General features: G+C 64.8%; 17 protein-coding genes. 2 read left to right on the top strand and 15 right to left on the bottom strand.

Going from position 1 to position 19244, the window contains the following annotated elements; translation table 11 throughout:
• Window positions 1-131: 131 nt before the first annotated feature.
• From RM50_RS18240 to purU, 4 genes are read right to left on the bottom strand one after another with little or no spacing between them, the layout of a single operon-like run.
• The gene (locus RM50_RS18240; RefSeq protein WP_043455644.1) at window positions 132-1037 is read right to left on the bottom strand and encodes a bifunctional 5,10-methylenetetrahydrofolate dehydrogenase/5,10-methenyltetrahydrofolate cyclohydrolase; all 906 of its coding nucleotides are present in this window, start codon (window positions 1035-1037) and stop codon (window positions 132-134) included.
• Window positions 1034-1660 carry a cyclodeaminase/cyclohydrolase family protein gene (locus tag RM50_RS18235; RefSeq protein WP_043455642.1) on the bottom strand — a complete coding sequence of 209 codons (627 nt, stop codon included), beginning with the start codon at window positions 1658-1660 and terminating at the stop codon, window positions 1034-1036. The genes RM50_RS18240 and RM50_RS18235 overlap by 4 nt, the downstream gene beginning before the upstream one ends.
• Before the next feature lie 4 nt (window positions 1661-1664).
• Entirely contained in the window at window positions 1665-4157 is a 2493-nt protein-coding gene (locus RM50_RS18230) for a GcvT family protein (RefSeq protein WP_043455639.1), read from the bottom strand.
• A gap of 50 nt (window positions 4158-4207) precedes the next feature.
• The gene (gene purU, locus RM50_RS18225; RefSeq protein ID WP_043455637.1) at window positions 4208-5113 is read right to left on the bottom strand and encodes a formyltetrahydrofolate deformylase; all 906 of its coding nucleotides are present in this window, start codon (window positions 5111-5113) and stop codon (window positions 4208-4210) included.
• A gap of 125 nt (window positions 5114-5238) precedes the next feature.
• On the opposite strand from purU, the gene RM50_RS18220 reads away from it, so the two are divergent.
• Window positions 5239-5919 (top strand): GntR family transcriptional regulator, encoded by a 681-nt coding sequence (locus RM50_RS18220; protein ID WP_043455634.1) that lies wholly within the window; start codon window positions 5239-5241, stop codon window positions 5917-5919.
• Between the two features lie 126 nt (window positions 5920-6045).
• Window positions 6046-6327 carry a hypothetical protein gene (locus tag RM50_RS18215; RefSeq protein WP_043455631.1) on the top strand — a complete coding sequence of 94 codons (282 nt, stop codon included), beginning with the start codon at window positions 6046-6048 and terminating at the stop codon, window positions 6325-6327.
• 90 nt (window positions 6328-6417) lie between these two features.
• Here the strand turns inward: RM50_RS18215 and RM50_RS18210 are convergent, their stop codons facing one another.
• The 11 genes from RM50_RS18210 to RM50_RS18160 form a co-directional block, all read right to left on the bottom strand.
• The gene (locus RM50_RS18210; RefSeq protein ID WP_043455628.1) at window positions 6418-8340 is read right to left on the bottom strand and encodes a BCCT family transporter; all 1923 of its coding nucleotides are present in this window, start codon (window positions 8338-8340) and stop codon (window positions 6418-6420) included.
• A gap of 291 nt (window positions 8341-8631) precedes the next feature.
• Complete coding sequence (locus RM50_RS18205) at window positions 8632-9612, bottom strand: ABC transporter substrate-binding protein (protein ID WP_082007133.1); 981 nt, start codon at window positions 9610-9612, stop codon at window positions 8632-8634.
• Between the two features lie 95 nt (window positions 9613-9707).
• Window positions 9708-11735: an ABC transporter permease gene (locus tag RM50_RS18200; protein ID WP_052260347.1), complete on the bottom strand. Its 2028-nt coding sequence runs from the start codon at window positions 11733-11735 to the stop codon at window positions 9708-9710.
• Window positions 11735-12664, bottom strand: coding sequence for a quaternary amine ABC transporter ATP-binding protein (locus RM50_RS18195; protein ID WP_240472010.1), 930 nt, complete (start codon window positions 12662-12664; stop codon window positions 11735-11737). The genes RM50_RS18200 and RM50_RS18195 overlap by 1 nt, the downstream gene beginning before the upstream one ends.
• 793 nt (window positions 12665-13457) lie before the next feature.
• Window positions 13458-14267 carry an IclR family transcriptional regulator gene (locus RM50_RS18190; RefSeq protein WP_043455622.1) on the bottom strand — a complete coding sequence of 270 codons (810 nt, stop codon included), beginning with the start codon at window positions 14265-14267 and terminating at the stop codon, window positions 13458-13460.
• 81 nt (window positions 14268-14348) lie between these two features.
• Window positions 14349-14687: a hydroxyisourate hydrolase gene (uraH, locus tag RM50_RS18185; protein ID WP_043455619.1), complete on the bottom strand. Its 339-nt coding sequence runs from the start codon at window positions 14685-14687 to the stop codon at window positions 14349-14351.
• Window positions 14684-15181 carry a 2-oxo-4-hydroxy-4-carboxy-5-ureidoimidazoline decarboxylase gene (gene uraD, locus RM50_RS18180; protein WP_043455617.1) on the bottom strand — a complete coding sequence of 166 codons (498 nt, stop codon included), beginning with the start codon at window positions 15179-15181 and terminating at the stop codon, window positions 14684-14686. The genes uraH and uraD overlap by 4 nt, the downstream gene beginning before the upstream one ends.
• Before the next feature lie 196 nt (window positions 15182-15377).
• Window positions 15378-15803, bottom strand: a complete 426-nt coding sequence (locus RM50_RS18175; protein WP_043455615.1) for an ATP-binding protein — start codon at window positions 15801-15803, stop codon at window positions 15378-15380.
• The gene (locus RM50_RS18170) at window positions 15796-16128 is read right to left on the bottom strand and encodes an STAS domain-containing protein (RefSeq protein WP_043455612.1); all 333 of its coding nucleotides are present in this window, start codon (window positions 16126-16128) and stop codon (window positions 15796-15798) included. Before RM50_RS18170 ends, RM50_RS18175 begins: the two co-directional genes overlap by 8 nt.
• Window positions 16128-18086, bottom strand: a complete 1959-nt coding sequence (locus RM50_RS18165; RefSeq protein WP_043455610.1) for a glycosyltransferase family 2 protein — start codon at window positions 18084-18086, stop codon at window positions 16128-16130. Before RM50_RS18165 ends, RM50_RS18170 begins: the two co-directional genes overlap by 1 nt.
• A complete protein-coding gene (locus tag RM50_RS18160; RefSeq protein WP_043455606.1) occupies window positions 18083-19195 on the bottom strand; it encodes a PP2C family protein-serine/threonine phosphatase in 1113 nt (370 codons plus the stop codon). Before RM50_RS18160 ends, RM50_RS18165 begins: the two co-directional genes overlap by 4 nt.
• Window positions 19196-19244: the final 49 nt, after the last annotated feature.

Below are 19244 nucleotides of genomic sequence, written 5' to 3'. Positions count from 1 at the left end.
GGCATCATGCCGGTTGCGGGGCCCCGTTTTCCGAAAACGGTGCTTCGATGAGGAATACCTCCCCAGGTCTTAGGCCCATCGAAGCACCTTTCACGGAAAACGGGACACCCGTTGGAAACGCTGCGCCCTTCCTAGCCTGCGGCTTCCAGGACCTGGGCTTCCCGGGCCCCGGCCGGCAGCGGCAGGGGTGACATTTGCCGGCGGGCAGCCTCCACGGTGTGAAGGAGCAGCAGCGCAGTGGTCACTGAGCCCACGCCGCCGGGTACCGGAGTGAGCGCCGCTGCCGTCCCGGTGACACTTGCTGCGTCCACGTCACCCACCAGCGAGCCATCGGGAAGGACATTCGTGCCGACGTCGACCACCACGGTTTGCGGGGAGACATCGCTGCCGGCCAGCAGCCCGGCGCGCCCGGCGGCGACCACCACGACGTCGGCCTCTTTCGTGTAGCGTTCCAGCGGGCCCGACCTGGAGTGGCAGACCGTCACGGCCGCGTCCCGTGCCAGCAGCAGGAGGGACAGCGGTTTGCCAACGACGGCGGAACGCCCAACCACCACTACGTTCTTGCCCGCCACGGGGACCTGGTAATGGTCCAGGATTTCGACGACGGAACGCGCGGTCGCGGGTGCAAAGGCCGGCTGCCCGACGGCTAGGCGTCCCAGGCTCAGCGGATTGGCGCCGTCAATGTCCTTTTCCGGGGCGATGAGGCCCACCAGGTTGTCGGTCCGGACACCGGGCGGCAGCGGGGTTTGCAGGATGATGCCGTTCACGGACGGTTCGGCACTCAGGTCCCGCAGGACGCTGGCCAGCACCGGCTCCGTTGCATCATGCCCCAGGTCGATGATGCGGCAGCCCACTCCGGCTCGCTCCGCTGCCCGTTCAATGGAACGGACGTACCAGTGCGTGGACTCATCGGCCGTTGCCATGACCACGGCCACCATCGGGCGGACGCCCGCCAGTTCAAGCGAGCGGACCTCCTCCTGGACCTCCTTTTGGAACAAAGAGGCCAAAGGCTTTCCGGAAAGTACTGCGGTGCTCACGCCAGGATCCTCTCCCGCACGCGGGCCGAGAGGGCATCAGCCGCCAGGACCACCTTTTCCTCGATGCCGTCCGTCTGCCGGGCAAGCAGCGCGCGTGCGTCCGGGTCCTTGACCGCCACGACATTGATGTCGATGTTGACGCGCGCCGTGGTGGCCGCTGCGCGGGCGGCATCGGCGGCCGCTGCCACGTCGCTGATGACGTTTGCATTGGCAACGTCGAACAGCTCGGTGGCAAGGTCCACGATGTCGCCCGCAACCCTGACGAGCTGGGCAGGGGTCTCTGCAGCCTGGATGAGCGCGGATTGGATCCCGGCAGCGCGCGCGGCCTTGGACTCATCCGTGCCGGACGGGAGCCTGTAGGCGTCGATAACTGCCTGGAACGCCTGTTCGTCCGCGTCGGCCAGGTGCAGTGCCTCGGTGACGAGGCCGTCTGCTGCCTGGGTAATGCGCTGTACCAGGGGTGCGTGCTCTTCGTACTTGGCGCCGGTGGTGTACCGCGCCACCATGGCCACCAGGGCTGCACCCTGGGCCGCGTGCAGGGCGGCGGCGGCCCCGCCACCCGGCGTCGGCTGCTTGGCGGCCAGCCGGGTGAGGTAGCTGCTGACTGTCTCTGAGCTGATCATGGCCTTACCCGCGAAGCCTGGTCATGGTGGGGTCGTACAGCGGGTCCTGGGTGACCGTGGCGACGATCCGGCGCCCGAAGTACTCAATCTCCACGGAGTCGCCGATCGATACTTCGGCGGGCAGGTATGAGTAGGCGATCGGTTTCCGGACCGTATAGCCGTAGGCGGCGCTGGTCACGTAGCCAACTGCCTGGTCCTTGTAGAACACCGGTTCCTTGCCGAGCACCAGGCTGCGGCCGTCGTCGACCGTGAGGCAGCGCAGGCGCCGTGCGGAGTTCTCCTCGGTGCGGCCTTCCAGGGCCGCCTTTCCGACGAAGTTGTCCTTGGCCATCTTCACCGCGAAGCCCAGGCCGGCCTCGAAGGGGTCGTGCTCGGTGGTCATGTCCGTGCCCCAGGAGCGGTAGCCCTTTTCGAGGCGGAGCGAGCTGAACGCGGCCCGCCCGGCCGCAATGATGCCGAACGGCTGGCCGGCCTTCCACAGTGCATCCCAGAGGCGCTGTCCGTTGTCGGCGCTGGTGTACAGTTCCCAACCCAGCTCACCGACGTAGGACAGGCGCATGGCGGTGACGGGGACGCCGCCGATGACGACGTTCTTGGAGCGGAAGTACTTCAGGCCGTCGTTGGAGAAGTCGTCGCTGCTGACCGCGCCGACGACCTCACGGGCGAGCGGGCCCCACAGGCCGATGCAGCAGGTGCCGCCCGTGGTGTCCCGGACCTGCACCCAGTCGCCGGCGGTTCCGCTTTCGGTCTGGTGTCGTGCGGCGCGTTCGAAGTAGGCGGTGTCGATGTTGCCGTTGGCGCCAAGCTGGAAGGTGTCCTCGGACAGGCGGGCCACCGTGATGTCGCTGCGGACCCCGCCGGCGTGGTCAAGCAGCAGTGTGTAGGTAACGGCGCCGGGCTTCTTGTTCAGGTCCGCGGTGGTGAGTTCCTGCAGCAGCTTCAGGGCACCGGGACCGGAGATTTCGAGGCGCTTGAGGGGCGTCATGTCGTACATCGCGACGGCGGTGCGCGTCTTCCATGCCTCGGCCGCGGCGATGGGGGAGCTGAACATCCCGGACCAGGCGTCACGTGCCGGCGGCTGCCACTCGGCCGGCATGTCCTTGAGGAGGTCGGCGTTGGCTTCGAACCAGTACGGGCGTTCCCAGCCGGCGCCTTCGAGGAAGTAGCCGCCAAGCTCCCGGTGCCGTGCGTGGAAGGGGGATACGCGCAGATTGCGCGGGGACAGCTTGGGCTGCAGCGGGTGCAGGACGTCGTAGATCTCCACGAAGTTCTGCTGCGAGGTTTCGCTGACGTACTCGGGAGTCAGCTGCACGTCCTCGAAGCGGTGGATGTCGCAGTCGCCCAGGTCGATGGAGGACTTGCCGTCCACCAGGAGTTCGGCGACGGCACGGGCGATGCCGGCGGAGTGGGTGACCCAGACGGCTTCGGCGACGAAGAAGCCGTCCAGTTCCTTGGACTCGCCAACGAGGGACCCGCCGTCGGGGGTGAAGGAGAAGATGCCGTTGAAGCCGTCCTCAATCTCGCTTTCGCGCAGGGCGGGGAGCAGCTGCTTGGTGGCCTCCCAGGCGGGGAGGAAGTCTTCCACCGTGAAATCCAGCCGGGACGGCATGTTGTGTTCGCTGATTTCGTTCGGCTTGAAGGTGCCGAGCTCGTCCAGGTCCACGGGCATCGGCTTGTGGGCGTAGGAGCCGATGCCGTACCGGTCGCCGTGCTCGCGGTAGTAGAGGTCCTGGTCCTGGTGGCGCAGGATGGGCAGCGAGGCGCCGTTGGGCAGCTCGTTCCGTCCCTGCTGGGCAGGGACGGGGGTGGTCTTGACGTACTGGTGGGCCAGCGGGAGCAGCGGAACGGACATGCCGATCATTTCGCCGATCTTCGCACCCCAGAACCCGGCGCAGGAGACCACGATGTCTGCCGGGATCACGCCGTCGGAAGTCTGGACGCCGGTGACGTGGCGGCCGGACTGTTCGATGCCGGTCACCGTGGTGTTGCCCACGTACTTCACGCCGGCCGCTTCGGTGCGCTTGATGAGCAGCTGCACTGCCCGAGCCGCGCTGGCGAGGCCATCGCTGGGGACGTGCAGGCCGCCCAGGATGTCCTCTTCGTTAATCAGGGGATACAGCTCCTTGCACTCCGCCGGCGAGAGGATCCTGCCGTCGATACCCCAGGCAGCGGCGTAACCGAGCTTGCGCTTCAGGTCGGCGAGGCGGGTTTCGGTGGTGGCAACTTCCAGCCCGCCAACCTGGTTGAAGCAGCTGGTCCCGTCCTCGGTCAGGGACAGCAGCTTTTCCACGGTGTACTTGGCGAACAGGGCCATGGACTTGGACGGGTTGGTCTGGAAGACCAGTCCCGGGGCGTGGGAGGTGGAGCCTCCGGGCATGTTGAGCGGTCCCTGGTCAAGGACGGTGATGTTGTTCCAGCCCCGCGTGACGAGTTCATCCGCGAGGTTGGTGCCGACGATGCCGGCTCCGATAATGACAATGCGTGGCGACGATTCCAAGGGGGTTTCTCCTGCTGCTGTGCGGTTTGTGCCTGTGTACGCGCCGGTGCTCACCGGAACACCACGGTGCTGGTCTGGTCCAGCAGCACCCGGTGCTGGCAGTGCCAGCGGACGGCGCGGGAGAGCGCCAGCGCCTCGGCATCCTGGCCCACGGTGGACAGTTGCGCCGGGCCATAGGTGTGGTCCACGCGGATGACTTCCTGCTCGATGATCGGACCCTCGTCCAGGTCCGCCGTGACGTAGTGGGCGGTGGCACCCACCAGCTTGACGCCGCGGTCGTAGGCCTGGTGGTAGGGGCGTGCGCCCTTGAATCCGGGGAGGAACGAGTGGTGGATGTTGATGGCCCGTCCTTCCAGTGCCCGGCAGAGATCGTCCGAGAGCACCTGCATGTAGCGGGCCAGGACCACCAGGTCGGCGTTGTACTCATCCACCAGCTCGAGGAGCCTGCGCTCGGCGTCGGCCTTGGTGTCAGGGGTGACGGGGACGTAGATGAAGGGCAGCCCCGCGGCTTCCGCCATCGCGCGGTGGGTCTCGTGGTTGGAAACGACCGCTACCAGCTCCCCGCCCAGGCTGCCGCCGCGCCAGCGGAAGATGAGGTCGTTCAGGCAGTGGCCGAACTTGGAGACCATCACCAGGACGCGCTGCTTGGTCTCGTCATGGAAGCTGAACTTCATGTCGAACCGGCCGGCAATGGCGGCGAACTCATCTTCAAGCATGGCCGGGGTGAAGTCGGGGGAGCCGGAGAACGCGGTCCGCAGGTGCAGGGTCTCACGCAGGCTGTCGTCGAACTGCTGGTGTTCGTCGATGTTGAAGCCCCGTTCAAAGAGGAACGTGGTCACGGCCTGCATAATCCCTGCCTGTTCCCTGCAGGACAGGGTCAGCACGAACTTCTGCGGCTGCTCTTCCTTGAGCGCCGGCAGGGTGGCGGTTGCTGAGGCTGTTTCAATGAGGGTCATGTCCCTCCTCCTTCTAGATATATTCCAAAACATCGGACTGATATATTAGATTGGATGCCAGCGTATACTGGTCCATAGGCGAGGTCAATAGTTTTCTTTCCGGTTTCCGAAGAAGGGGCTCAAGCATGGCAATCGAAGCTTTGGCGGCGGCGGACGACGCCGGCAGGAAGTCGCTGGCGGACGTCGCCTACGAGGGCATCCGGGACTGGCTGCTGACCCTGGAAATCAAACCCGGCGAACTCCTGAACGATGAGCTCCTTGCCAAGAGCCTGGGCATGGGGCGGACTCCCGTGCGCGAAGCCCTGAAACGGCTGGAGCTTGACCGGCTGGTGAAGACCTATCCGCGGCGGGGCACCTTCGCCACCAGAGTGGACGTGACAGACCTTTCCTTCATCTCGGAAATCCGGGCCCAGCTCGAACCCCTCGCGGCCGCGCGGGCAGCGCGGGTGGCCTCCCCGGCGGTCCGGGCGGGGCTGCGTGCCACGCTCGAGCAGGTTGAGGCGTTCGACGTCGCCGCCGCCACAGTGACGGAGACGCTGAAGCTGGATGCCCGGGTGCACCAGGGCATCTACGCCGCCGCTGCCAACCCGCATCTGGAGGACATCCTGATCCGGTATGACAACCTGGCAACGCGGATCTGGTGCATGGTGATCGACCGCCTGCCGGATCTGTCGCACCACGTACGCGAACACCTCGATCTGCTCCGCGCTGTCATCGACGGCGACGAGGAGCGGGCTTCGGAACTCGCCAAAGTCCACGTGAGCGGGTTTGAGCACGCCGTACGCGAGGCGCTCTTCAACGCCTAAGCCTCCTGCGCGAGCCACCTGTTGACTCGGGTGTGACCTGCACCATACTGTGGGTCCAGATTGATATATCAATCAAATATCAGCGTTTCTTAGGAACGGCGATGGCGCCGGCGAACGGAGCAACCAGTGAATTTCCAGGCAACCCTTGAAGCCCCATTGTGTGCCGCCGGCACCGACCCCGAACAAGGCGGCCAGGACGGCGGCACGGCGAAAAAGCGCCTCGGCCGCCGGGCTGACTGGGCGCGGCTGCCCGGCCGCAGTGTCGAAGTGTGGCTGCTGGGGGAGCTCGTGGCCAGTGGGGTGGTGGACCAGGCCGCGGAGGATGGCTCGGTGCTCTGGATAGCCGCCGAGGGCATCAGTACCCGGCGGATCTTCGACAAGTCATCGGGGTACGAGATCTGGGTGTGACCAGCCCCGGCGCCCCCTAAATGACCTGAAATCGCAATAAACGGCGGTGGCCCGGGTGTAAGCGCCCGGGCCACCGCTTTGCTGGGTGTTCTATTGCCGGTTGACTGCTTTTTCGGAGTCCCGGCCGGCACCCAAACACGTGCTGCCTTCGGCGCAAGCCTCCGAACACTCGTGCTTGGTCACGAGTTCGAACTGGCCGCCGCGGTGCTGCTCGACGCCGGTACGGATGGCCCGCTCCACCACTGAGTCCGCCAGCCGACGGCGCAGGGACAACGGGTCCCGCCGCAGGTCCTTGGTGATGGCAAAGCAGAGCAATAGCATGACGACGATAAAGGGCAGGGCGGCCACGATGGTGATCCGTTGCAGGCCGGAGAGTGCTTCCGAAGGCTCGTCTCCGCCGGCGAGGAGCATGACCGCCGCCACGGCGCCGGTCAGGGCGCCCCAGAAGATGACCAGCGCACGCTTGGGCTCGGAGCTGCCGTTGGAGCTCAGCGACGCCATGATCAGCGATGCGGAATCGGCGCCGGTGATGAAGAAGATCGCCACCAGAACCATGGCAAGGACGATCACGGCCGCCGTCAGCCACGCGGGCAAGGGAAGGTTCTTCACCAGATTGAACAGGGCGCCGTCGAAATCGATGGTTGCCTTGCCGTCAACCACAGTCATGAGCCCAGGCGAACCGGCTTTATCCGCTTCCTGCTGGATTCGGAATGCGGTTCCGCCGAAGATGCCGAACCAGATCACGCTGACGATGCTCGGAACAAGCAGGACGCCTGTGACGAACTGTCGAATGGTGCGGCCGCGGCTGATGCGGGCGATGAACATTCCCACAAAGGGGGTCCAGGAAATCCACCATGCCCAATAGAAGATGGTCCAGCCGGACATCCAGGTGCGCAATGCTTCATCGCCGACGGCTTCCGTGCGGGAAGACATCTCCGCCAGATCGCGGAGGTAGTCACCGATGGCGGAGGGAATGAGGTTAAGGATGAAGAGCGTTGGCCCTGCCACGAACACAATGATGGCCAGCACGACGGCGAGGACCATGTTGATGTTGGACAGCCACTGGATGCCGCGGCTGATGCCGGAGACGGCGGAGGCAACGAAGCATGCTGTCAGGATGGCGACGATTGCCACGAGCACGGGGGTTCCGATTTCACCAGCCCAGCCGTTGGAGGTGAAGCCGCTGCCGATCTGCAGGGCACCCAGGCCCAGGGAGGCGGCGGTGCCGAAAAGGGTGGCAAAGATGGCCAGGATGTTGATGATCTTGCCCACCGGCCCCTCAACAGTCCTGATCCCGAACAGGGAGGTGAAGGCTGCGGAGATCAGCTGCTTGCGGCCCAGGCGGTAGGTGCCGTAGGCCATGGCGATACCAACGACGGCGTACATGGCCCAGGGGTGGAGGGTCCAGTGGAAGATTGAGGTGGCCATGGCCGTCTGGATGGCGGCGGGAGTGCGGCCGTCGACTGTTCCCGGCGGCGGAGAGATGAAGTGGTACAGCGGCTCGGCAACCCCGTAGAACATCAGGCCGATGCCCATGCCGGCGGCGAACATCATTGCGATCCACGAGACCGTGCGGAATTCAGGTTTCTCACCGTCCTTGCCCAGCGGAATGTTGCCGAACTTGCCCAGCGCCAGCCACAGCACGAAGACGACGAAGAGTGAGGCGAGGACCATGAACAGCCAGCCCGTGTACTCCATCACCCAGTCGAGGGCGTCTTTTGACGTAGCAGCGAGGCTGTCCTTGTCGAGGAAGCCCCATGCAATAAAGGCCACGGCTATGGCACCCGTTATTCCGAACGTTGCTTTGTCCAGCGTCAGTTTGCGGTTGCGGCGCTGGGAGAGGGCATGCTCTTTCTTGCTGAGCCGCAGTTCCTTAAGGATCTGCTCGTGTTCATTATTGGCATGCGGGGAAGCTGCCCCATCCCCTGGAGCGGTGTCCAACGGTTCGGGGAGAAAGGGCTCCGACGGCGGCACCTTCGGATTAGGAGAAGTCAGTTCACTGTTGATGGCCATGAAAGCGGGTCCTTTGGCTAGTCCATGGGCTTGCGTTTGGTGCTGGTTTCGGCTTGTGCAATCCAGGGAAGAATTGCCGGAAGCCGTACGCCAGCGAGGGCAGGGCCGTGAGCCCCTCGGGGGAGGTGTTCCGCAAAGATCAACAGAGTTCGCGCTAGGCAACAAGAGTGCGGTAGATCACCTTCAAAAGTCAAGGCGGCGTACCGGTGCGGAACGGTAAAACAAAGGGAAGCAGCCCGGGGATTGAGATCCTCCGGGCTGCTTCCCTTGATGTGGCATTGGGAATGCGTGTCAGCTAAGCCAACCATCCACGACGCTCTGGTGGGAATCCACCCATTTCTTTGCGGCCGCTTCAGGCGTCATGCCGCCTTGGATATCGGTGGCAACCGAGTTCTGGTCCTCGTTGGTCCAGCTAAATGCCTTGGCCAGCTTGGCGGCAGGCGAACCGCTGTCCTCCAGCTTCTTGGACATGATCTTGTTGAGCTTGTAGGTCGGGTAATCGCAGGCAACCTTTTCGGGGTTGGAGTCGCAGCCCTCGGTCCACGCCGGCAGGTTCACCTTCTTCAACGGAACCTCGGAAAGGAACCACTGCGGCTCGTAGAAGTAGCCGAGCAGGGGTGTCTTGTTCTGCTCCGCTGTCCGGAATGACTGGATGAGGGCCGCTTCCGAGCCTGCGAAGACCACCTTGTAGTCCAGGTTCAGGTTCTTCACCAGTGCCTCGTCATTGGTGACGAAGGCGGGGTCGCCATCGAGGACCTGCCCCTTTCCGCCGGACTCCGACGTGGTAAACATCGACGCGTATTTGTTGAGGTTCTGGCCGTCGGTGATGTCCGGGTACTTCTCTGCCATCCATGGCGGGACGTACCAGCCGATGTGCCCTTCGTTTCCTGTTGGGCCGGCATCAACGGCCACCTTTTGGTCGGTGATGTACTGCTTGGTCAGGTCGGCGTGGCCCCAGTTTTCGATGATGAGGTCCACTTCGCCTGAGGCGAAGCCCTGCCAGGAGACCTGCTCATTAAGGTCCTTCTGGACGACGCTGCAGCCGAGCTTGTTTTTCGCCACGTAGCTGTAGACGGCGGCGTCAGCGGTGTAACCGACCCAGGCGTTCATTGCTACGTTCACGGTGCCGCAGGGCGTTCCCGTGGCACCGCCTCCTGCCGCGGCGGCCTGGTTTACCGATGCACCGCCGCAGCCTGCGAGGAGCAGGGCGGCGGCAGCGGCTCCGGCCATTGCCGGCAAGGTGCGTTTTATCAGCCTTTCAGCTTTTTTCATGGTGGGTCTCCTTGTTGGGGCATACACGACTTCTCGCCTGGGCGCAGGCAAGCTTTCAGGGGGAGTATTTCTGGGCGTAAAAAGGACTGGAAGGCTCACGCAGTGGACTTGGACACTGGGATTCTGCGGGCCGGAGCGGCGGCGGCAGCTTGGGTCATCCTGTCCATCATGATTCCGAGGAACACGATGGCCAGGCCGGCGGCGAGGCCCTTACCGAAAATAGAACTCTGGACGAATCCAGCGACGACGTCGTATCCGAGGCCGCCTGCCCCGACGAGGGCTCCCACTACCACCATGGCCAGGACATAGATCAGCCCTTGGTTGGCAGCGAGCGCCAGGGATTGCCTGGCCATGGGCAGCTGCACCTTGGTGATCACCTGCCACGGTGTCGAACCGCTGGCGATCGCGGACTCGACGACAGTCGGGGAGATCGCCGCGATTCCATCGGCGGTGATCTTGATGGCGACCGGGGCGGCGTAGATGATGCCCGCGATGATCGCAGTGAACCGTGTGGCTCCGAAGAGGCCGAGGAAAGGCACCAGGTAAACGAAGGAGGGCATGGTCTGGCCCGCGTCGAGCAGGGGCCGCATGAGCTGGTCGACGCGGCTGGACCGGCCCATGGCCACGCCAAAGACAATGCCCAAAACCATCACTACGGCGGTGGCAACGAGGGTTCCGGCGAGGGTGACCATGGCGTCACTCCAGAGCCCGAGGTAGATGATGACCCCCATGCAGGCGGTGGTTACGGCAGCGAGCTTCCAGCCGCCCAGTGCGTAGGCCACGATGGCGACCACTGCGACGAGGATGAAGAAGGGCGTGTCGGTAAGCAACGACTGGAAGGGGTTGAGGATGGTACCGGTAACACCTTCACGCAGGGAAACCGTGAAGAGCGAGACATTCGATTGCAGCCAGTGGCTGGCGGTGTTCACGGCCTGAACGATTACCGGTCCAACGTTAAGGTCCTGGGGAAAAGCTGCTGCCCACAGCATGGTCCTGGACAACTGCACCATGACCAGGACCACGGCCAGCGCGACCCCGAGGAGTCCGGCGCGGGTCTTGCGGCCCAAACGGCGTTTGCGGGCTGCGCCTGGCTCCGCCCGGCGGCTGGCCGCTGTGGTCACCCGGTCCAGCACGATGGCCAGCAGGACGATGGAGAGGCCGGCATTGACTGCGGTACCGACGTCCAGGGACTGCAGTGCCCGGACCACCGTCTGGCCGAGGCCGGGAGCAGCGATCAGGGCGGCGATGGTCACCATGGACAGGGCGGCCATGGTCCCCTGGTTGATACCCATCACGATCGTCCGGCGCGCCATCGGGAGCTGCAATGTCAGCAGCCGTTGCAGGCCTGTGGTGCCGAGCGAATCGGATGCTTCACGGGTGTTCTCCGGAATGCGGCGAATACCATGCGCGGTCAGGCGGATAACCGGTGGGGCAGCGTAGATCACCGTGGCGATCACTGCCGACGCCGGCCCGATCAGGAAGACCAGGGCAAGCGGGGCAAGGTAGACGAAAGTGGGCAGGGTCTGCATGAAGTCCAGCACGGGGGTGATGACCCCGGCTACCCTCCCGTAGATCCCGGACAGGACGCCGAGCGGGATGCCCACCAGCAGCGTCAGCAGCACGGAAGTCAGAACCAGGGCGAACGTATACGTCGCTTCTACGAACAGGCCTTGAAAACCGAAGAAGACAAAGACCGCAGCCGTCAACAGGGCTACCCGTACATTGCCGACCGCCAACGCGATCGAGGTGAGCAGGCCCACCGTTCCCAGCCAGCCGATTTCCGGAAGACGAAGGCCTGTGGGGGTTGCTGCGAAAGTGGTGGTGAACATGTTCGCCACCGCATCGACGGCGGTCCGAAGTGGTGTGAAGAAGTAGAGGAAAACCGGGTTGTCGGCCCGGTTTGCCGCGACCCAGGCATTGAATTGGTTCAGCGAGCGGTGCAGGTCCGTCAGTTCTGAGGCTGGCAACGCCAGGGTTGCCGTGCCGTTGAGCAGCAGGAATCCCAGGATCCAGAGTGCAGCGGCGGCAAGCAGGAGGACTGTCCTTTGGCTGGGCCTGCGGCGCGCTTCAGGGAGAACGGGGGCAGGCTGGACCGTTTGCTGTTGTTCGAGGAGAGCAGACATCAGGCCGCCGCTTCTGCCGGTTGCAGCACCGAAAGAATGCTGTCGCGATCGATCTGGCCAGTAATCCTGCCGCCCTCTTCGACAAGGACCGGGCAGGAGGAGTGCATGACAGCCGGGATGGCGTCGCGGATAATCATCCTCCAGTTGAGCACTGCTGCATCCCGGGGCGTGGTGTCGGCAAGCGGTCGAGTGATCCACTTGAGGGTCAAGACGTCGGCGCGGGGGACTTCAGAGACGAAGTCCTCGATGTATTTGTCCGCCGGAGATCCTACAAGGTCGTCGCCGGTGCCGCACTGGACTGGCTCTCCGTTGCGCATGATCAGGATGCGGTCTCCGAGTTTCAGCGCCTCCGCGAGGTCGTGGGTCACGAACACCATGGTCTTGCCCATCTCCTTGTGGAGCCGGATGACTTCTGCCTGCATGTCACGCCGGATGAGCGGATCCAAAGCTGAAAAGGGCTCATCGAAGAGGATGGTGTCCGGGTCTCCGGCCAATGCCCGGCCCAAGCCAACCCGCTGCTGCATGCCGCCGGACAGTTGGTCCGGGTAGTGCTGTTCATAGCCTTTGAGCCCAACCAGTTCGATGATTTCCCGGGCCTTGGTGTGCCGTTCGTTCTTCGCTGTTCCGCGAATCTGCAGGCCATAGGAAACGTTGTCCAGGACAGTACGGTGCGGCAGCAGCCCGAAGTGCTGGAAGACCATCGACACTTTCCGCCGGCGGAGCTCCCGAAGTTCAGCCACGCCTGCCTGCAGGACATCGTTGCCGTCCACCAGGACCTGTCCGGACGTCGGCTCGATGAGCCTGGTCAGGCAGCGGATCAGGGTGGACTTACCGGACCCGGACAATCCCATGACCACAAAGACTTCACCTTTTGCGACGTCAAAGCTCAGGTTGCGGACCGCGGCAACGCAACTGGTGCGCTCAAGCAATTCTGCAGAGCTAAGGGCAGATAATTCGCGGTTTCCTGGGATCTTCTCTCCCCCTGGTCCGAAGACCTTCCAAAGGTCGCGAACTGATATGGCGGGGTTATTCATGGCTGTACTCCTGCTTGGGGGGAGGCTGGAACCGCATGCCTGGGTGGGGTGGAAACTTTGCCGGGCGCCGGCACAGAGGGAATCGCTGTGGCTCAAGGGCCCAATGTCGGGAAACGTTTCGAATTGTGCTTGCAGCACGTAGTCAAAGCGGGGGGTAGGGCAGCCAGGCTGCGATCGACTTTTGCGTTTGGGCTGACGAAGCGAGTTGTGTTAGCAGCAACGCACTTCGTCCTACGCAACAGAGTGATTTACGCCACTCCCATTGTCAAGAGTTCTTTCTTGAAATCGGGAAGTTACGGAGTTGGCAGCCACGTCCCTGGGTGCTCCTTGACACTGCTGATAGCATCCGTCAACCTGTTGCATATTGCGCCTGTTGTTGCGCATAGCTGGGAAAGGGCAGGCCAGCCGTATCAGTCGCTGGCACAGGGATTTTTTGAGGAGGACTCTTGTCCGTTGAAGTGGTCGGCCAGAATATGATCCCTGCGCTCACCTGCTCAACTGATGTCGACAAGTGGGTGTCCAGGGCGGACCGGCGGACCAAGGGCTGTTCCATCGGGTGAACAGGCAGGATTTCGGCGCCTGCCAACGGTTCCGGCCCGGGATGGCCTCGACGCCCTGGGCCAGCGGCGGCGGTCTGCTGCCGATTGACGCAGATGACCCCCGGGCCGGGCCCGGGGGTCACCGGCGCTTAGCGCTGGGTGTATCCCATGTTGGCGCTGACCTTGAGGCCGGCTTCCTTGAGGGTTTCCAGCAGCCCCGGAATCTTTTCAGGGTCGAACCGGAAGGCCGGGCCTGAGATGCTGACGGCACCGATCACCGTGCCTTGGTGGTTGTAGACCGGCACTGCCACGGCATTCAGGCCGATCTCGAACTCCTCGCGCACCACGGCGTACCCCTTGGCGGCGACGTCGAGCAGCTGTGCGTCCAGCTCCTTGCGGCTGGTGATGGTGCGGGCAGTGCGGGCGGCAAGGCCCGTTTCCTTCAGGATGCGGTCCCGCTCGTCGGCCTCGAGGGCAGCCAGGAGGACTTTTCCGCTTGAGGTTGCATGCAGCGGGGTCAGGCTGCCCACCCAGTCGTAGGTGGCCAGGGTGGACGGGCCCATGGCCTGGTCCACGTTGACGGCGTAGTTGGAGCGCATGACGGCGAGGTTGACGGTTTCCTTGAACTCGTCGGCCAGGCTTTCCAGGACCGGCCGTGCCTCATGGACCAGGCTCAGCCGGCCGGGAATGGAGCTGGCCAGGCGCAGGATCCCGAAGCCGAGCTGGTACTTGCCCCGTTCGCTGTTCTGGTGGACCATCTCGCGGGTCACCAGCGATCCCATCAGCCGGGAGACGGTGGATTTGTGGATCCCCATTTCCTCGGCTATTTCGCTCACGCCCGCATGTCCTTCCCGGGCGAGGATCTCCAGGACTGTCAGGGCGCGCTCCACGGACTGCACGCCGCCGGACTGGCCGCCTTCGGCATCGGTATCGGATTCAGGGTCTCTATTCGAAGCCATACTTCCTGATCCTATGCCGGAAACTGTGACGGCAGTGACATTCGGGTAACGCGCTTGACATCCACGGGCCCCCGGGCCGCGCTAGCTGCCGCGGTACGTGGAGTATGCGAACGGGCTCAGGAGCAGGGGCACGTGGTAATGCTCGGGTCCGGTGACTTCGAAGACCAGGTCCACTTCCGGGAAGAAGGTGGCCGTCTGCAGACCGGCGTAGTACGTGCCGGTGGCGAAGTTCAGCTTGTAGTGCCCGGGTTCCAGCTGCTCCGGCCCCAGGTCCTTCGCCCGGCCGTCGGCGTCGGTGCTGGACGTTGCCAGCTCACGCCAGGTGCCGCGGTCGTTCTTCAGGAGGACGACGGCGACCCCGGCCGCCGGGCGTCCGGCGCCGGTGTCGAGGATGTGGGTGGTGACGTGGGAGACGCTCATTCGCTGATCAGTCCTTCGAGCCGCAGGAGGGCAATTTCACGCAGCTGCTGGGCCACGATGCTGTCTTCTTCTTCGGGGGAGTTGGCCAGCCGCTGGTTCAGGGCCTGCAGTATTTCCGGTGCCGTGCGTCCGGCTGCCCGGATGAGGAAGACACGGCCGAACTTCTCCTCGTATTCCCGGTTTCCACGGGCGAGGGCCCAGGCGGCCTCCGCATCGGCCGGGTCCACCCCGGCCTGCTCGGAACGGGACATGGACGCCTCGGTGCTGGCCGCCGTCGGGCGTTCGCCGATCCTTGGGTGGTGGGCCATGGCCGCCTCCACCTCGGCGGGCGTGAACGGGTTGGCGGCCTGGGCGGCGAACTCCAGGAGTTCCCCGCGACCGGCGAACGGCCTGGCCGCCGCCACTTCCTCGACCCAGCGGGCCACGTCGATGCAGGGCCGGAGGGTGGCGTGGGCGGCGGCCGGGTCCGCGCTGTTGAATTCGGCAAGCTTCATGCTGGTCGTAATCCTTGAAGGTCATGCTGGCATCCACGGTGACGGCTATGCGGTTGCCGGACAGTCCGGCGCCTGCAGGGATCACCCAACAGGCTTCCGCATCATGGAACTGTTATTTCAGCATACGTAATATTCAAGAGCAGCTCCGGCGTGCTGTCAAGCAAGGATGCAGGGGCTGCGATGTGACTGGCGGCGCCTACCCCTGCGAGGACGTCCTGGACAACACCCAGGTGTTGGTCCCGTCCTGCCGCTCGAAGGTCACGGTGGTCACCAAAGCCTCGATCAGGGCCAGGCCGCGTCCCGATTCCGCGTCGTCCTCCGGGATGGAGGCGTCCATGGGCCCGAACGGCGGCTTGGCGTAGTAGGCGCTGACCCGGGCCTGCAGCAGCGCCGGCTGCACGGTGGTTTCCACCCCGAGCTCCACCTCCTGCTCACCGGCCGGCTCAGCGTGCTGGACGATGTTCGACGCCGATTCGATGACCGCAGTCGTGAACGTCATCTGGTCCATGACGTCCACGAACGGGACATCAAGCCAGAGGCTGTCGAGATCGTTGTGGACGGCTTCAATGGCGTCCTCGGCAGCCGGTCCCCGGAAGCTGCGCGAGGCCAGGACCTCAGTCATTGCTGAACGCTGCCTCGGCCGTGGGGTAGGCGGTCAGCACCTTGTCCATGCTCGTCAGTTTCAGCACCATGTTCACCTGCGGCTGCACGGCCGCGATCCGAAGGTCGCCCCCGGCCTGGCGCGCGGCCTTGAGGCAGCCGATCAGGGCGCCGAGGCCCGAGGAGTCCATGAAGGCTGTCTTCTCCAGGTTCACCACGATCCGGCTGGAACCGCCCGCGATCACGTCGGTGACGAATTCACGCAGCTTGGGCGCGGACACCATGTTGAGCCTCCCGTCCGCCTTGACCTCGGCGTACGAGTCTTTGACCTCGTAACTGAACTCCATCAGGATTCCTCTCTGTTTGCAGGTTCTGCGGACGGTTCGTACCCCTTGTAGAGCACGGCACGGACCAGGATGCTCATGACCACCAGGTCAAAGACCACCCACACGACGTTGACCAGGGTGCCCAGCGGCTCCGCCAGGCCCGTCGCCAGGCGGATGATGCCGACGACGGCGGCCAGCGCCAGCAGCACGGACACCACGATCTGGGGCCGGATGAGGCTCCAGCTGGGTCCGCCGCTCTGGCGGGCCTTGGGGGTGACGGCAAACCCGAGGGGACGGCCGAACCAGACGTTGCGGGCCGCCGTCGTGCACGCTTTGATCCAGGTGGGGAACAGCGCCAGGCTGTACTGCTGGCCGCGCCAGGTGGGGATGCCGCGGCCGGCCACCGCGAACAGCAGCTGGTTGACCACCATGAATGGAATGAAGCGGATGAAGAAGTCCCAGCTCAGGCTGCTGACCGGCAGGATGCCCAGCAGCAGGTAGATGATGGGGGCCGCGAAGTAGATAACCGCGGCGAACCCGCTCAGGTAGGTCCACATGGTGGCGAAGTACATCAGGCGCTGGCCCAGCTTGAGTCCCTTCTGCACCAGCGGGTTTTCGCGCAGCAGCACCTGGATGGTGCCCTGCGCCCAGCGGAGGCGCTGGGTGAGCATGGTCTTCAGGTCCTCCGGCGCCAGGCCGTAGGCCAGGATCTCGTGATGGTAGACGCTCTCCCAGCCCATGGCGTGCATGCGCATGGCCGTGGCCATGTCCTCGGTGACGGAGATGGTGGCCAGCGGCATCACGGGCTGTGCCTCGTTGGTTCTTTCCACGGTGAGCGCATCCAGGACTGCCTGCACGGATTCCAGCGCGCCCAGCGGCGACCAGTCGCGCGCGGACATCCGCTGGACGGCGTCGTCCGCCACCACCGGCACGCCGGACTCGCCCACGTGGGCCAGTTCCATGGCGGCGATTTCCTCAAGGTCCGCCTGCAGTGCTGCGACGTCCGCCTGGACCAGGGTCTGGACGGCGGCATCCACCCGGCGGCGGACCCGGTAAGTCACCTCGCTGAGGGGCCGGCCGGCATCCACTTCCTGCTGCGCCTCGCGGGTGGCTGCCTCCACCTCGTCGAGGACCTCCGCCACCAGGGGTGACTCCACATCCGCCGACTTACGGGCCTGCTTGATGGCTGCCCGGGAGGCGGCCAGGGCGCGGCGGATGCTCTTTTCGGTCTCCTTCACGTATCCCACCAGGCCCAGCTGCATCAGGGCCTCGCGGCGGAGGATGGCGTTGGAGCCGCAGAAGAAGGCGGCGTTCCAGCCGTCCTTGCCCTGCTGGATGGGTCCGTAGAACAGGGGTGCCTGGCTGCCCAGGGGATCGCTGTCAGGGACGTTGCTGAAGTACTGCGGGGTCTGGACCAGGGCCACCCGGCGGTTGTTGAAGTAGCCAAGAGTCTTTTCCAGGATGTCCGGCTCGGGGAGCTGGTCCGCGTCCAGGATCAGCAGGAACTCGCCGTGGGTGACCATGAGGGCGTTGTTGAGGTTGCCCGCTTTGGCGTGTCGGGGAAGGTCCTTGGTCCAGTCGTCGCTGCGGGTCACATACCCCAGGCCGTGTTGTTCGGCGAGCGCCTTGAGCTCGGGCCGCGCGCCGTCGTCGAGGATCCAGGTGCTGTGGGGGTGCCGGATCTTCTGGGCAGCCAGCGCCGTGGTGAGCACCATGTCCAGGTCCTCGTTGTACGTGGTGATGAAGACGTCAACGGTGGCGTCATGGGGCGGCGGCGGGGCGCCCTTGCGGATCTTCAGTTTCCACACGGTCATGCCGAAGAGCATGACGTCGATGAGGCTGTAGGTTTCGGCCGCCACCAGCGGCAGGGCGATCCACCAGGCGTCCCAGTTGAGGGAAGCCGCCCAGCGCCACGCGATGTAGTTCAGTCCGGTGAGGACGGTGAGTACCACCACCAGCCGGGTCCAGAAGCGGGTCATGCCGCCTGCTCCAGGGGCAGGCGGCGCACCACGACCACCGTGACGTCGTCGTCGGCGGTTTCGGCAGGGGCCAGGGCCATGATGGACGTGCTGGCTTCATGTGCCGAGCCGGCCGCCTGGGTTGCGTGCTGTACCGCGTCCGTGAAGTCCTCCACGGATCCGAACACGTCCAGGACGCCGTCGCTGACCACCACCAGGGAATCGCCCGGAGCCAGTTCCAGGCCGGCCTGTGGCCACTGCGTGCCGGGCCAGGCGCCCACGGGCGGTCCTCCGGACGGAAGGCGGTCCGCCGGGCCCACGGGCTGGACGTGCAGCGCCAGGCCATGTCCGGCGTCGACATAGCTGACCTTGCCGGACGCCGCGTCCAGCCGGGCGTGGAACAGCGTCACGAAGGAATTGGAGGAGTCGAGGTCTGCGGCGATGGCCTTGCTGGCGGACGCGAACCCGGCATCGAGGTCCTGGCGGAGTCCGGTGGAGCGCATCACGGCGCGGACCGTTGCCGCGATCAGCGCCGCGCCCATGCCTTTCCCCATGGCGTCGGCGAAGGTCAGGTGGAGCCCGTCGGGCGTCTGGTACCAGTCGTAGAAGTCGCCGCCTACGCTGCGGGACGGGCGGAAGAGGCCGGCCACGTCGTAGCCGTCCACCCGGATGTCCTCCTTGGGAAGGAGGCTTTGCTGGACTTCCGTGGCGCGTTCCAGCTCGCCCCGTGCAGCGGATTCCGCAGCGGCTGAAGGCCTGCGCCGGAACAGGGCATTGATGCGGGACTGCAGTTCGCGGGGGCTGAATGGCTTGCTGATGTACTCATCGGCGCCGTTGTCCAGGCCGGTCAGCTTGTCGAGTTCGTCGGCGCGGGCTGTGAGCATCACGATGAAGGCATCCGAGAACTCCCGCAGGAGCTTGCACACCTCCAGCCCGTCAAGGTCCGGCAGGTTCAGGTCAAGGGTCACCAGGTCAGGCTTGCGGCGGCGGACCTCCTCCACGCCCGGAAGGCCGGCGCCTGCGTGGGTGACGTCGAAGCCCTGCTTCGCCAGGACGCGGACCAGCAGGCCGCGGATATCCGGATCATCTTCGATGACCACGGCGCGGCGGGTTTCGGGGGGAGAGACCATGACTCTACTTAACCGTATTAACCCGCACAGGGCATGTCGTGGGCTTCAC

The organism is Pseudarthrobacter phenanthrenivorans (genome assembly GCF_000813845.1).
Taxonomy (GTDB): domain Bacteria; phylum Actinomycetota; class Actinomycetes; order Actinomycetales; family Micrococcaceae; genus Arthrobacter; species Arthrobacter phenanthrenivorans_B.
The sequence above is the reverse complement of the archived record's forward strand: the minus strand, read 5'-3'. Positions and strand labels throughout refer to the sequence as shown.

Coding starts and splice junctions, on each gene's coding strand:
- RM50_RS18205 (WP_082007133.1), bottom strand. CDS start 9,612: ATGAAAAAAGCTGAAAGGCTGATAAAACGCACCTTGCCGGCAATGGCC.
- RM50_RS18160 (WP_043455606.1), bottom strand. CDS start 19,195: ATGGTCTCTCCCCCCGAAACCCGCCGCGCCGTGGTCATCGAAGATGAT.
- uraH (WP_043455619.1), bottom strand. CDS start 14,687: ATGAGCGTCTCCCACGTCACCACCCACATCCTCGACACCGGCGCCGGA.
- RM50_RS18170 (WP_043455612.1), bottom strand. CDS start 16,128: ATGGAGTTCAGTTACGAGGTCAAAGACTCGTACGCCGAGGTCAAGGCG.
- RM50_RS18210 (WP_043455628.1), bottom strand. CDS start 8,340: ATGGCCATCAACAGTGAACTGACTTCTCCTAATCCGAAGGTGCCGCCG.
- RM50_RS18200 (WP_052260347.1), bottom strand. CDS start 11,735: ATGTCTGCTCTCCTCGAACAACAGCAAACGGTCCAGCCTGCCCCCGTT.
- RM50_RS18165 (WP_043455610.1), bottom strand. CDS start 18,086: ATGACCCGCTTCTGGACCCGGCTGGTGGTGGTACTCACCGTCCTCACC.
- RM50_RS18190 (WP_043455622.1), bottom strand. CDS start 14,267: ATGGCTTCGAATAGAGACCCTGAATCCGATACCGATGCCGAAGGCGGC.
- RM50_RS18220 (WP_043455634.1), top strand. CDS start 5,239: ATGGCAATCGAAGCTTTGGCGGCGGCGGACGACGCCGGCAGGAAGTCG.
- RM50_RS18175 (WP_043455615.1), bottom strand. CDS start 15,803: ATGACTGAGGTCCTGGCCTCGCGCAGCTTCCGGGGACCGGCTGCCGAG.
- uraD (WP_043455617.1), bottom strand. CDS start 15,181: ATGAAGCTTGCCGAATTCAACAGCGCGGACCCGGCCGCCGCCCACGCC.
- purU (WP_043455637.1), bottom strand. CDS start 5,113: ATGACCCTCATTGAAACAGCCTCAGCAACCGCCACCCTGCCGGCGCTC.
- RM50_RS18235 (WP_043455642.1), bottom strand. CDS start 1,660: ATGATCAGCTCAGAGACAGTCAGCAGCTACCTCACCCGGCTGGCCGCC.